Annotated in this window: 8 protein-coding genes; 2 read left to right on the top strand and 6 right to left on the bottom strand. The window is 73.1% G+C overall.

Annotation, left to right across the window (positions count from 1 at the left end):
• Positions 1–80: 80 nt before the first annotated feature.
• Complete coding sequence (locus tag AB0K65_RS27210) at positions 81–2489, top strand: SpoIIE family protein phosphatase (protein WP_365720969.1); 2409 nt, start codon at positions 81–83, stop codon at positions 2487–2489.
• Between the two features lie 18 nt (positions 2490–2507).
• Here AB0K65_RS27210 and AB0K65_RS27205 read toward each other — a convergent pair whose 3' ends face one another.
• From AB0K65_RS27205 to AB0K65_RS27190, 4 genes are all read right to left on the bottom strand, one after another.
• Positions 2508–2837 carry a hypothetical protein gene (locus tag AB0K65_RS27205; RefSeq protein WP_365720967.1) on the bottom strand — a complete coding sequence of 110 codons (330 nt, stop codon included), beginning with the start codon at positions 2835–2837 and terminating at the stop codon, positions 2508–2510.
• Positions 2838–2997: 160 nt separating this feature from the next.
• Positions 2998–9150 carry a DNRLRE domain-containing protein gene (locus AB0K65_RS27200; RefSeq protein ID WP_365720965.1) on the bottom strand — a complete coding sequence of 2051 codons (6153 nt, stop codon included), beginning with the start codon at positions 9148–9150 and terminating at the stop codon, positions 2998–3000.
• A gap of 332 nt (positions 9151–9482) precedes the next feature.
• A complete protein-coding gene (locus tag AB0K65_RS27195; protein ID WP_365720963.1) occupies positions 9483–9641 on the bottom strand; it encodes a hypothetical protein in 159 nt (52 codons plus the stop codon).
• Between the two features lie 119 nt (positions 9642–9760).
• Positions 9761–10183 carry an SsgA family sporulation/cell division regulator gene (locus AB0K65_RS27190; protein ID WP_365720961.1) on the bottom strand — a complete coding sequence of 141 codons (423 nt, stop codon included), beginning with the start codon at positions 10181–10183 and terminating at the stop codon, positions 9761–9763.
• Between the two features lie 367 nt (positions 10184–10550).
• On the opposite strand from AB0K65_RS27190, the gene AB0K65_RS27185 reads away from it, so the two are divergent.
• The gene (locus AB0K65_RS27185) at positions 10551–11201 is read left to right on the top strand and encodes a hypothetical protein (RefSeq protein WP_365720959.1); all 651 of its coding nucleotides are present in this window, start codon (positions 10551–10553) and stop codon (positions 11199–11201) included.
• Positions 11202–11328: 127 nt separating this feature from the next.
• On the opposite strand, the gene AB0K65_RS27180 is transcribed toward AB0K65_RS27185, so the two are convergent.
• The gene (locus AB0K65_RS27180; RefSeq protein ID WP_365720957.1) at positions 11329–12138 is read right to left on the bottom strand and encodes an ABC transporter ATP-binding protein; all 810 of its coding nucleotides are present in this window, start codon (positions 12136–12138) and stop codon (positions 11329–11331) included.
• Entirely contained in the window at positions 12135–13292 is a 1158-nt protein-coding gene (locus AB0K65_RS27175; protein WP_365720955.1) for an iron ABC transporter permease, read from the bottom strand. The genes AB0K65_RS27180 and AB0K65_RS27175 overlap by 4 nt, the downstream gene beginning before the upstream one ends.
• Between the last annotated feature and the right edge of the window lie 9 nt (positions 13293–13301).

Raw genomic sequence — 13301 nt, 5'->3', positions numbered from 1 at the left:
GCGCCGCCCGTACGGGCCGAGCGCGGTTGTGCGGCGAGGGCCGCCGACCGACTATGAGGGTACGCAGGAAGGCAGGTGCCATGAGCGCGGTGTACGCGGCCGAGGACGCCGGCTTCCGCGGCCCCCTCGACGTGACGAGGGCGGCGACCGCCGTCCTGGACGCCGACGGCACGGTCGTCGGCTGGAGCCGGGCCGCCCGCGCGCTGCTCGGCCACCCGCCGCACGAGGTGGTGGGGCGTCCCCTGCGCACGCTCGTCGTCGACCGCTCCGGCCGGGGCCCCGACGCCGAGGACCCGGACGCCGCCGAGGCCCGGCACGAGCTGATCCGTATGCGCCACCGGGACGGCCGGATCGTCCGGGTGGCGACCGCGAGCCTTCCGCTGTCCCACACCGGGGCGGGGCCCGCCCGGCTGCTCTGCATGGCGGACGCGGACGAGACGGAACGCTGGGAGGCGCTCCAGTCGATGCTCCGCGGCCTGGCGACCCAGTCGCCGGTCGGCCTCGCCATCTACGACACCGACCTGCTGGTCGTGTGGACCAATCACGCCCTCTACCGCGAGATGGGCGACGCGCAGTACGCCGGTCTGGGCCCCGACGAGATGGTCACCGACGGCGAGATCCTCACCGCGGGATACCCGCCCACCCTCGAAGAGACCATGCGCGGGGTGCTCGACACCGGCGAGCCCGTGATCGAACTCCACTACAGCGGCCGCCCGCCGGCGGATCCCGAGCACGACCACGTCTGGTCCTGCTCCTACTACCGGCTCGAGGACACGAACGGCACCACCCTGGGCGTGTGCGAGGAGACGGTCGACATCACCGACCGTTACCTGGCCCAGCAGCGCCTGGACCTGCTCGTGCGGGCCGGCGCCCGCGTCGGCACCTCCCTGGACATGACCCGTACGGCGCAGGAACTCTGGGCCGTGGCGGTCCCGCAGTTCGCCGACGGCGTCACGGTCGACCTCATCGACGTCGTGATGAGGGGGGAGCAGCCGACGCCGGGGACGGCCTCCACCAGGCGTGTCGTGCGCGTGTGGGAGGGTCCGCCCGGCGCGGCGGCGGACGGCGAGGCGCGCCGGCCCCGGCCGGTCACGCACGCGGCCGACTCCCTCGAGGCCCGCAGTCTGGCCGACGGGGTCTCCGTCCTGGAACGCTCGACGGCCCCGGACGGCACGCACACGCGGCTCGCCGTACCGCTGGGCACCGAGGCCGCCCCGCTCGGCGTCGTCACCTTCCGCCGCGACAGCCACCCCGACGCCTTCGAGGCCGGTGACCTGCTCGTGGCCGAGGAACTGGTGGCCCGAGCCGCCGTCAGCATCGACAACGCCCGCCGCTTCACCCGCGAACACGCGGCCGCCCTCACCCTCCAGCGCAGCCTGCTGCCCCGGCACCTGCCCCGGCTGACCGGTGTGGACGTCGCCCATCGCTACCTGCCGGCGGACAGCGGAGCCGGGGTGGGCGGCGACTGGTACGACGTGATCGCCCTGTCCGGCACCCGTGTCGGCCTGGTCGTCGGCGACGTGGTCGGCCACGGGGTACGGGCCGCCGCCACCATGGGCCGCGTCCGAACCAGCGTGCGCGCCCTCGCCCGGCTCGACCTGCCGCCCGACGAACTCCTCACCCGCCTCGACGAACTCATCACCCAGGACGTCCACGAGCAGGCCGCCGTGGAGGCCGAGACCGACGACGCGGCCCTCGGCGTGACCTGCCTGTACGCCGTGTACGACCCGGTGACCGGGCGGTGCAGCATGGCCCGTGCCGGGCACCCGCTGCCGTCCGTCGTCGACTCCGTCACGGGTCTCGTCACCCAGCCCGACCTGCCCGCCGGGCCGCCCCTGGGTCTGGGCGGTCTGCCCTTCGAGAGCGCCGAGTTCTCCCTTCCCGAAGGCAGTGTGCTCGCCCTGTTCACCGACGGGCTGGTCCAGGGCCGGGGGCGGGACCGGGACGCCGAACTCGACGCCCTGCACGCCGTCCTCGCCGGGCACCGGGGTCCTGCCGGGGAACCGCCGCCGCCCCTCGACGACCTGTGCGACCGGATCGTCGCCACGCTGCTGCCCGGCCCGGTCGGCGACGACGCGGCGTTCCTCCTGGTGCGCACCCGGATCCTCGACAGCCAGGAGGTCGCCGCCTGGGAACTCGCCGACGACCCCGCGGTGGTGGGCCGGGCCCGCGCCCTGGCCACCGATCAGGTCGACGCGTGGGGACTCGACGGCGAGCTCCTGTTCACCACCGAACTGGTCGTCAGCGAACTCGTCACCAACGCCATCCGTTACGCCTCCGGCCCCGTCCAGCTACGGCTCATCCGCGACCGCACCCTGATCTGCGAGGTCTCCGACACCGGCCACACCTCGCCCCATCTGCGGCGCGCCGGCAGCGAGGACGAGGGCGGCCGCGGGCTCTTCCTCATCGCGCAGATGACCCAGCAGTGGGGGACGCGCTACACCGCGACGGGCAAGACGATCTGGGCCGAGCAACCGCTTCCGCCGTGAGCGGCTGCTCACGGCCGCCTAGACGGGTACGCGCGCCACCAGCGCCGCCAGCAGGGCGCAGAGCGCAGCGGCCGCCCAGAATCGGGGGGAGCGGAGGTCGTCGAGATCCTTGCGCCGGGTGCCGGCCTTGCGGAGCGCCTTCTCGGCGAGGGGGGCGATGCCCACGGCCACGTACACCCGGAGCGCGGTCTCCATGAGGGACCGACCGTCGACGGGCGGCAGGACGAGGAAGGCCAGGGCGAACCCGGCGGTGACGGCGGACTCCAGCCGCCAGCCGCGGCCGTGCCGTACGACCAGCACGGCCTGGGCGGCCAGGAGCAGGAGGAAGGCGGCCTGGAACACGATCACGGAGACGTCCTCGCTTCCGGGGGCCCGGCGGGGGCCGGGCGTGCGAACGAATAGGCGAACGGAACAGCGGAGCGGCAGGGGAACGGTCGGGGGACCGGGAAAAGATACGGGGAGGGGGCCGCACGGCGTCGCCGCGGATCGGCCCCCTCCCCTCAAGCCGCTACTTCTTCCAGCGGTTGACCTTGATCTTCGGGTACATCACCCAGGACCAGAAGCCCTTGTGCTGCCAGATCCCGACCGTGATCTTGACACCCTTGCTCTTGGGCATCGCGTTCTTGATCTGGATCTCGGTGGCGAACCACCGCATCGCGCCGCCGATGCCCTCCAGGGCCAGGCCCGCGATCTTGGCCCAGAAGGCCGGCATCGTCAGGCCGATCCGGCCGAAGGCCGACACCAGACGCGCGCCCGCCTTGAGGGCACGGGCCAGCTTCTTGGCCTTCTTCTTCTTGACGTTCCAGACCTTCTTCTTCTTCCAGCGCTGGCCGTCCAGGTCCTGCGCGTTCACTGGGTCGCCGGGGTACGCGTAGGCACTGAGCGAGCCGCCCGGAACCGGGTCGGCCTGCAGGAAGCGGCCGGTGACCGGCGAGTAGAGGCGGACACCCATCAGAGTGGAGCCGCTCAGCGTCTCCGAGGAGCGCTGGTGCCCGCCGACCCAGCCGTAGCGCGCGGCGGCCGCGCCCTCGGTCGGGTTGCCGTACTCGTCGGTGCGCAGCACCACGGGCGCCTTGGCGGTGTCCGCCGGGAGCTGGACGGAGACGTCGCCGTGGAGGTTGAGCAGTTGCAGGACGAGCCCGCCGGTCTTGTCCGTCGTCGCGGTCAACTGGCCGCTGAGCCCGTTGACGTAGCGGGTGACGGTGCCCTGCGCGTCCTCCGCGGTCCACGTCGGGTTGTCCCCGGTGCCGTAGTGGTGCGTCCTGGACTCGGTCCGCGTCCACGTGCCGTCCGTGCCCTTGGCCTCCACGGTCCACGCGGCCAGCCGGCCGGTGGCGTCGAGGTTCCACGTCTGGCGGCGGTCACCGACCGTCTCGCTGTGGACGAGGTCGTTGGCGTAGTACGTGAGCTGGGCACCGGTCGGCGTCGCGGTGGTGCGGCCGAACGCGTCGTAGGCGTAACCGCCGTCGACGATCCGGTCGGCGCTGTCGTACGTGTGCGAGACGCTGGTGCTCGCCGTCCCTCCTTCGGAGCAGTCGGCCGTGGTCAGGCCGGTGCGGTTGCTGTTGGCGTCGAACGTGTAGGACCTGCGGGTGCACAGGGCGTCCGCGGTGTCCTTCGCCGTCACGAGCCGGCCCGCCGCGTCATAGGTGTAGGCGGTGCCGGTGGCCGTGCCGTCGGACTGGTTGTGCCCGGCCTGCTGTGCGTGCGCGGTGTGTCCGGTGGTGTCGGACAGCAGGGCCGTGCCGTCGGCGGACGCGTACCTGCGGGCGGTGGTGTTGCCCGCCGGGTCCCGGTCCACGGTCAGGGTGAGGGCGCCGGGCAGCGTCTCGGTGGCGAGTTCGCCGTCCGCGTCGTAGGTGCCGGAGAAGGCACCGGCGACCGAGTCGGTGACGCGGGTGGCCAGACCGCGCGGTTCGACGGCCGTGTCGTAGGTGTAGGTGGTGGTGGACGGCGCCGAGTCGGAGACCCGGACCGGCCGGTCCAGGGCGTCGTACGCCGTGGTGACGGTGTTTCCGCTGCCGTCGGTGGTGCTGATCCGGCGGCCGAGCGCGTCGTAACCGTAGGACACGGTGGCGCCGCCGGCGGTCTGCGAGGCGACCTCGCCGTTCTGCTGGTGGTAGACCGTCGTGGCCTCCGGCAGCGCGGTGCCCGTGCCGCCGGTGACGGCGGACTTGATCTGCCGGCCCGCCGTGTCGGTGGTGATCGTGGTGGTGCGGGTGACCCCGTTGGCGGTCTCGGCGACCGAGGAGACGTTGCCCCAGCGGTCGTAGCCGAAGGTCTTGGTCGCCAGTTCGGCCGGGTGGGAGCCTCCGCCGGTGACCGTCCCGGCCGGGCGGGTGCGGCACACCAGACCGGCCCAGGCGGGCTTGCCCGCGCAGGTGCCGGTGCCGGTCGCGGACCAGTACTCGGTCAGCGTGGTCAGGGCGTCGGTGCCGTCGGAACGGCCCGAGGTCTCCCGGGTCTTGCGGCCGGCGGCGTCGTACGCCGTCGTCGTGGTGATCGCCAGGCCGCCCGGGTCGACGACGCTGCGCGTCGGCTGGCCGGAGGCCCAGTCGTAGCCGGTCGCCGTCGTGCGGCGGTCGGCGTCGGTGGCGTACCCCGGTACGGCGGCACCGGTGACTGTGGTGGTCACCAGGTCCTGCACCGCCGCGTCGGCGGGCCGGCCCTCGTCGTAGGTGTTGACGGTGTGGGTGCGGGCCGGGACCTCGCTGCCCGCGGGCAGCGTCCCCTCGGCGGTGCCCCCGGTCAGGGCGCGCTCCAGGGTGACCAGGTGCAGCGGGCCGGACTCCTCGGTCTCGCGGCGCCCGTCCGCGCTGTACACGGTGCGGGTGGAGAGCTGCTCGGCGCGCTCGGCGACGGTCGCGTCGATGATGCCGAGCCGGGTCAGCTCCGCCTTGGCCGCGTCGGTGGCGCCGAGCGCGAGGGCCCGGTTGCCGGCGGTCAGGGACCGCTCCTCGGAGCCGTACTGGTTGTAGTCGACGGAGTCGATGTGGCCGCCCGGCTGGGCGGTGTTGACCTCACGGCCCGACGCGTCGGCGTACACGATCGTCGCCCGGCCGTACGCGTTCGCGGCCAGCGACGTGCCGACGTTGGACGCGGGGACCTGGTCCGCCGGGAAGACGGCGGTGGCCTCGACCGGGGCGTCGCTCTGGCCCCAGACCGCGACCGCGGCCGCGTTCATCTGGTACGGGGCGGACGCGCCGGACACCGGCACCTGGTAGACGACCGTGGTGACGGCCTTGCCGCCGTCGGTCTCGGTGGCGCTGCCCTGCTTCAGGGTCGGCCGCGACGCGGACAGGAGCATGCCCTCGCCGGCCGTGACCGCGGTGCCCGCCTTGCCGTACGTCAGCGTCCACGGCAGCTCGCCGGGCTCGGTGATCGTCGTGACCCGGCCCGCGCTGTCATAGCCGTAGGCCGTCTTCAGCACGGGGCTGGTCCGCGGGTCCCACACCTCGCGCAGCCGCCCGGAGGCGTCGTACGCGTACTGGGCGAGGGTCTCGGCCGTCGCCGCGCCGGCGCCGGGGGAGGCGGCCCACAGCCGGATCTGGGAGACCTGCCCGGCGTAGGAGCCGAAGGCGGTCGCCGTCGCCGTGGTGGAGGACGCGTAGACGTACTCCAGGACGCGGCAGCCGTTCGTGGCGGGCGTCGCCTGGCAGGTGGCCGCGTCGACCGCCGAGGTGGCGCCGACCAGGTACTTGGGACGGGACTGGACGGCGCCCCCGACCGTGACCTTCTCGGACACCACGGTCGTGGTCGAGTCGTCGACCGACAGGGCGGTGGTGGCCAGGGTCCAGGAGGCCGCGGCGGAGTCGACCTTGCGGAAGACGCTCACCGTGCCGCTGGTGTCCTTCAGGGTGAACGTCCCGGTCAGCGAGCCCGTCAGGGTCAGGTCCTCGGAGCCCGACTCGGCCTTCCAGCCGCCGCCGCTGGTCGCGGTGAAGGCGGTGGCGACACCGGTGGAGTCCAGGGCCTCGACCGAGGTGGCCGACGTCCTGCGCAGCACCGTCCAGTCGGTTCCCGCGTCCTCGGCGCTGACGCCCGAGGACCAGTTGGGACCGAAGATCCCGGCCTGGCCCTCCTGGACGTCCTGCGCCACCGGCCGTCGCGAGGAGAGCGAGCGCTCGACGGAGAGGCCGAAGACCTCCGCGTCGGTGTCGCTGTACGTGAAGTCACCGGTCTGGGCGTTGACCGCGCCGGGGCCGACCTCCAGGCTCGGGGCGTTGCCCGCCTGCCGGTCGAGCGTGACCTCGACGACCTGTGAGTTGTACGTGGTGGCCGTGCCGGCGTCGAACACCGCACGCAGCTCCAGCACGCCGTCCTCGGCCAGCGAGGTCGCCGCGTCCCACACCAGCGGAGGCGCGGTGCCGGAGGTGACCTGGGCGGGCCAGCTGACGGCCCCGCCGGTGGCCGTGGTGACCTGGGCGGCCGGCACGGCCTTCCAGGCGTCGGTCTCACCGCGGCGGTACTGGTACGTCACTCCGGTGTACTCGGCCTTGCCCTTGGCCTGCAGGGCGATGCGCCGGGCCGTGTCGTCGCCGTCGGAGGGGGCGATGACGGCGGCGCCGTCCGCGCCGACCCCGAAGCTGTAGCTGGTGACGTCGGCGGAGAGGTTGCCGCCGGAGTCGACGGTCTTCGCCCGCAGGGTGTGCCAGCCGTCCGCCGGGTCGACGGAGATGGTCAGCGGGTCGCCGCCGGTGCCGTCGACGGTGTCGTCCACGCGGTTCGGCAGATTGGCGTCGTCCAGACCCCAGGAGTAGCCCTGGCCGTCGGCGGTGGCCGTGTCCAGGGTGCAGGTGACCGGTCCGCTCGCCCGCCCGGTCCAGGTGTCCTTGTCGTACGTCTGGCAGCTGATCGCGGGCGCGGCCGGCTTGGCGGTGTTGACGCCGAACGGCATGTACGCGCTCCACGGGCCGTAGAACGTCCCGTCGTACCCGCGCACGCGGTAGCGCAGTTTCGGCCCCGACGGCAGCTTGTTCGCCGTCGGTATCGTCAGCGTCGCGTTCGAACCGGAGGCCACGGCGGCGCTCGTACCGGTGTAGGTGTACGTCGTGTCGTTGTAGGCCGGGTCCGGGGTGATCTCGAACTGGGCCCGGACCGTGGCGCCGTCGGGGTCGGTGACCTTGGCGGACAGGGTCGGGGTCAGCGACGTCACGTACCGGATGCCGTTGTAGGCGTTGACGGCGGACGGCGAGATCGCGGAAGCGGTCGGCGAACCCGGGAACGAGTCGTAGGTGACCGTCAGGTGCGGCTCCTGCGCGTGGTCACCGCTGACGTAGTTCGCCGAGCGGAACCGCCGCCAGGTCAGCGAGTCGGTCTCGCTGGTGCCCCGGATCTGCAGACCGTGGTTGGGCTGGCCGTCGGCCCACGCCTGCACGATCGCGTCGATGTCGAAGTCGACGGTGCCGGCCGGGCAGCTGGTGTTGTAGCCCTTCGCGGCGGTGCTGGTGACCGCCCCGGCGTCGGTCGTCGCGGGCTGCGCGCCCCAGGTGATCGCCGAGGAGTCCCAGGCACCGGTGACGCGCCGCACCTGGGTGCCGGACCCGGTGGTCTGGCAGGTCGACGCGTAGTACGAGTAGAGGCCCAGGTTGGTGTCGTTGACGCGCTTGCCCTTGAAGGCCGAGACGTCGAACTTCAGGTAGGCGCGCGCCTTGGTGGTGCCGCCGTCGTACGTGCCCGACTTCAGTTCGGGCGACGACACCTGGGAGTCGGGGAAGTTGGTGGCGACCCAGGTGTCGGTGGAGGCGGCGAGCGTCGAGGTCGGGTCGACCGTGACCGGGTAGGTCAGGTCCTTGGCGAAGTACGCCGGGTCGGGAGTCAGGACGAGGGTCTGCTTCCCGTCCTTCGCCGTCTCGATCCTCACCGGCACCTTGGCCAGGTGCTTGGACTCTCCCGAGCGCGGGTCCTTGGAGGAGTCCCACATCATCGGAGCGGGCGCCTCGGCGACCAGCTTGCCCGCGGGGTCCTTGAGCAGCAGCCGCCCGCTGGCCGCCTGGGACAGCTTCAGTCCCCTGGCCTCGACGGGGATGCGGTACGTGACGGGCGCCGTGGGCGCCTTGGCCAGGTGGACGTTCTGCGAGAAGCCCTGGGGCAGCGCGGTGACGCTCAGCGTCTGGCCGCCGCCCAGGTCGTACGCGGCGGTGTCCCCCTTCAGCTTCGGCGCGGGCAGGTTCTTCTCCCAGCCCATCGCGAAGCTGCGTCCGCTGCGGCCGACGGAGGCGAGCTTGGTGTCGCCGCCGTCGGAGACGGCGATGTCCGCCGTCGTGGTCCGGGGCTTCAGGTCGGCGCCGGCGTCCGCGAGCGTGGTGTCGATGTCCTGCCAGGTGTCGCCGCGCTTGACGCGGACCGGCGCGGCGTAGACGGCCGTCTGCATCTGACCGTCGGGCAGCACGTAGGTCGCCGAGGTCTCGGTGCGCGCCGAGAGGACCTCGATCCTGCGCTTCTGCAACCGAGCCATCAGCCGGGCGGACGCCTCGTCCTGGGCCGCGGCGGGGCCCTGCGCGGCCGCCGCGGCGGGGCGCGCGGTGGGCTGCTGCGAACTCAAGGCGACGGCCTGGCCGGTGGTGGCGACGACCACGGCCGTCTCGGCGGCCAGGACGGCGGCGACCGCGCCGGCTATCAGGCGTAACCGCTGCCGGGTCGATCTGCGTGTCCTCGCCATCGGGGGTCTGTTGGGCACAATCCCTCCCACATCTTGTCTGTGCCACGTCAGTTCGTACGGCAGACAGATTTGCGGATCACCCCACGCCCGTCTCCCCGCGGAAGGAAACCTTCATAACCTTCAGAGGTTCTCTTGAGCCTTCGCGTCCTCCCGGCCGGAATCGAGTGGCCGGAGATGAGCGGTCGGGCGGGGGGAAGGCCCGGAGGGGGCGATCGGGCGGGTGGGAGGCAGGGGACGGGAGGGCCGGCCGGCTGGCCCGGGACGAGCGGCCTGCGTTCTCGGGGGCAGAGCGGGCCGGTCCCTCGGACCGATTCACCGCGCCACGGCGGTGGTCAGCTGGTCAGCCTCGCCGTATGCGAAGAGGACTGCTCGGCAGCGGAGACGTCGCCCGTGCGCCGGCCCACGGCTGGAGCGCCGTCGGCCACGACGTACTGCTCGGCTCCCGGCGGGCCGAGGGCCGATCGGAAGGAGGGCTCCCCGTGGCGGGTCATGGACTCGACCGTGAGGTCCGCCCCGGACAGCCTCGGCGCCCCCCCCGTCCTCCCCGTCAAGGTGGTCACCCGGCCCTCTGCCCAGGCGCCGTCCCAGGCGGCGAGGGCGCGGCCGCCCTTCACCCGGCGAGGACGTCGAGGAACGGCTTCCAGTCGATGTGATCGCTCTCGGTGCCGGCCGGCACGAGGGTGTACGAGGTGCTCAACCAGCGCAGCACGTGACCGCGTTCGAAGGTGATGAGGGCGCAGGCGGAGGGTGCGCCCAGGCGTAGCACGACCTGGTCGTAGGGGGCGGGGCGGATGTGCACCTCGCCGATGCCGGTGGGCTTGTCGGTACCGGTGAAGAGCATGTCCCGCTCCAGGTTCCACACCACGTCGCCCGTGGGGGTGTGCAGGGTGAGCTGGAGGGTGAAGGGCGAGCGGGAGCGGTAGCGGACGGTGGTCGGAAGGGGGACGCGGCAGGACTCGGCGACCAGGTGGGCCGTCGCCTTCCACTTGATCTCACGGCTGGGCGGCGGAACGGGCGAACCGGTCTCGGGCATGGGGGGCTCCAGCGTCGGGGGCGCCACCCCGGGACGGTGGCGCATCAAGCTCCGGTTACCCCGCAGACCGTGATCACGCCTCGATCCTGTGAGGCTACGGAGAAGGAGGTGTCGAGATCTTGTACGGAGCGTCAATCCCGAACGGCCTGATCATTCGTTCGAGGGTCGGCTCTTCGTATGATCGACGGCCGGGTGGGTCTGACGGGCCGACAACGGCCGTGCTCGGCCGCGGCGGTGACACCGCCGCTCCGGGCCGTGTCCGGAACGCCTCGCCCGGGCTGCGGACTCCGCCCGAAGAGCGGGGGCGGATACCTTCCGGACACTCCGCGGGGTCCGGATGTCAGTGCGGGTTGGCACGATGGTGATCATGAGTCACAACATCGCGTACTCCACCGCCGACAAGGCCCACGTCCTCGCCTTCCTGGGCAGCAACGGCGATCTCACGGCGGACCAGTCCCGCGTCCTCGACGGCATCCGCACCTACGCCCGGGCACACCAGGATTCCCTCGACGCCCAGGGCGTCGACTGGGGGCTGTCCATCCCCGACGCCCTCGACCACCTCCTCGCCGGGCACACGAACTCGGACGCGGACTGCGCGGGCAACGCCTACCACGCGGCGATGCAGCACATCATCGACCGCAACGCCTCCGACCCCTCCCACCTGGGCACCTACTCCAAGCCCTCGACGTTCTTCGGCCTGGTGGACGACGAGATGCGCCGACTCGGCGTGCCCGCCGACCTCCTGCCCCACGGGTACCTCTACGGCGGGCTGCCCGACGAGTTCCCCTTCCTTCCGTACGCGATGGACGGATACCCCGCCATCGGGCACCTGCCGCTGGCGAAGACCAAGGCGGCCGCCGACGCCTACCGCTCGGTCCTGGACCGGATGGACCCGGACTTCCGCTACGACGTCCGGGAACTGATAGAGAAGCTGGACTTCGAGCACGACGAGTGGCAGACGGCCACGAAGAACGTCGACTGGTACACCCAGGACACACTCTTCTTCAAGCTCACCTGACCGGCCCGGGGTGCCGTGCGTCCCGGCGTCGGCCGGGACGCACGCCCGGCGCCCCGGGTGCGGAGCCGCGGCGGGTGCGGCGGCGGTCGTGGCGCTGCGGATCGCCCACGGGACGGCGACGCCCTGCTCAGCGCCGCTCCGACGCAGGGGCGGGCAGGTCGGCCTCCCCGGGCAGGAAGGTCACCTGCGGCGCTCCCGTGCGCGGGTGGACGGTGACCTCGGCCGTCACCCCGTACACCCGCCGCAGCAGGTCCGGGGTGAGCACCTCCGCGGGCGTGCCCGTGGCGGTGACCGCTCCCTCACGCAGGACGTAGAGGCGGTCGCAGTAGAAGGCGGCGAGGTTCAGGTCGTGGAGGGCGACCAGGACCGTGGCCGGGAGCCGGCGCACGAGACCCAGCACCTCCAGCTGGTGGCGGATGTCCAGGTGGTTGGTCGGCTCGTCCATGACCAGCAGGGCGGGCTGCTGGGCCAGTGCGCGGGCGATGAGCACGCGCTGGCGTTCGCCGCCGGACAGCCGGTCGAAGGAGCGGTCGGCCAGTTCGGCGGCGTCCACCGATTCCAGCGCCGACCCGACGATCCGGGCGTCCTCCCCGGTGTCGCCGTCGAAGAGCCGCTTGTGCGGCGTGCGTCCCATGGAGACCACGTCCCGCACGGTCAGGTCGAAGTCCGCACCGCTCTCCTGCACCACGGCGGCCAGCGTTCGGGCGAGCCGCCGGACCGGCATCGACCGGACCTCCGTGCCGTCCACCCGCACGCTCCCGCCCTCCGGGCGCAGCACGCGGTAGACGGCCCGCAGGAGGCTGGACTTGCCACTGCCGTTGGGCCCGACGAGGCCGATCACCTCGCCGGGCCGGGCGGTCAGCGAGACGTCCCGTACGAGCCGGCGCGCCCCCGCCGCGAGCGTGACGCCCTCGACGACGAGTTCGGCCGCCGTCACGGCGCTCCCCGGTCGGCCGTGCGCCGGGCGTCCCGGCGCATGAGCCACAGGAAGAACGGGCCCCCGCACAGCGCCGTGAGGACACCGACGGGAATCTCCATCGGCGCCGCGATCGTCCGCGCCGCGATGTCCGCCCAGACCAGGAACACGGCTCCGCCCAGGGCTGCCGTCGGCAGCACCCGGCGGTGGTCGCCGCCGACGAAGAGCCGCACGGTGTGCGGCATCATCAGCCCCACGAACCCGATCGGCCCGGCGGCCGCCACCAGGACCCCGGTGACCAGCGAGAGCAGCACGAATGTGCGGGCCCGGAACCGGGCCACGTCGAGTCCCATCGTCGCGGCCGCCTCCTCACCCGCCAGCAGCAGGTTCAGCGAACGGGCCCGCGTCAGCAGGACCGCGATGCCCAGCGCGAGCGCGGCGCCCGGCAGCCACAGGGTGCCCCACTGGACACCGCCCAGCCCCCCGAGGGTCCAGGCGAGGACGGCCCGTGCCTCGTTGCCCCGGTCGCTGGTCAGCAGCAGGACGTCCATGACCGCCGTGAGGACGGAGGCGAACGCCACCCCCGACAGCACCAGGCGCACCGAGGTGATCCGGCCGCCGGACCGGGCCGTGGTGTACACGAGCAGGAGGGTCAGCAGGGCGCCGGCGAACGCGGCGGCCGACAGGGAGACCGGTCCGAAGAGGCTCACCCCGAAGACGATCACCGCGACGGCGCCCAGCGAGGCGCCCGAGGACACCCCCAGGAGGTACGGCTCCGCGAGGGGATTGCGCACGAGGGCCTGCATGGCGGTTCCCACCACCGCGAGCCCGGCGCCCGTCACCGCCCCCAGCAGCACGCGCGGGGCCCGCACGTCGAGCACGATGGTCTCGCGCGCCGACGACCAGGTGGGCTCCGACCAGTCGGCGAAGAGGGCGTGCGTCACGATGCCCCAGACCTGGCCGGGAGGCACGTGCACCGAGCCGACGGCCATGCCGGCCGTCATCGACGCCAGGAGCACGACCGCCAGGACGGCGAGGGCGACCGGGAAGGCGCGGCGGCGGGCCCCGGCCCCCCGGTGCGGGGCCGTGCCCCGCGCGGAGGCGCCCGGGGCGCCTGGATCCGCGGGCCGGGCGGGGGCGCCGGGGGAGACGGGGACGGAATCGGCGGCGGACACGGCGTCGGC

This window comes from Streptomyces sp. NPDC053755 (genome assembly GCF_040677675.1).
In the GTDB taxonomy this organism is placed as follows: domain Bacteria; phylum Actinomycetota; class Actinomycetes; order Streptomycetales; family Streptomycetaceae; genus Streptomyces.
This window is presented reverse-complemented; position numbering and strand designations above follow the sequence as displayed.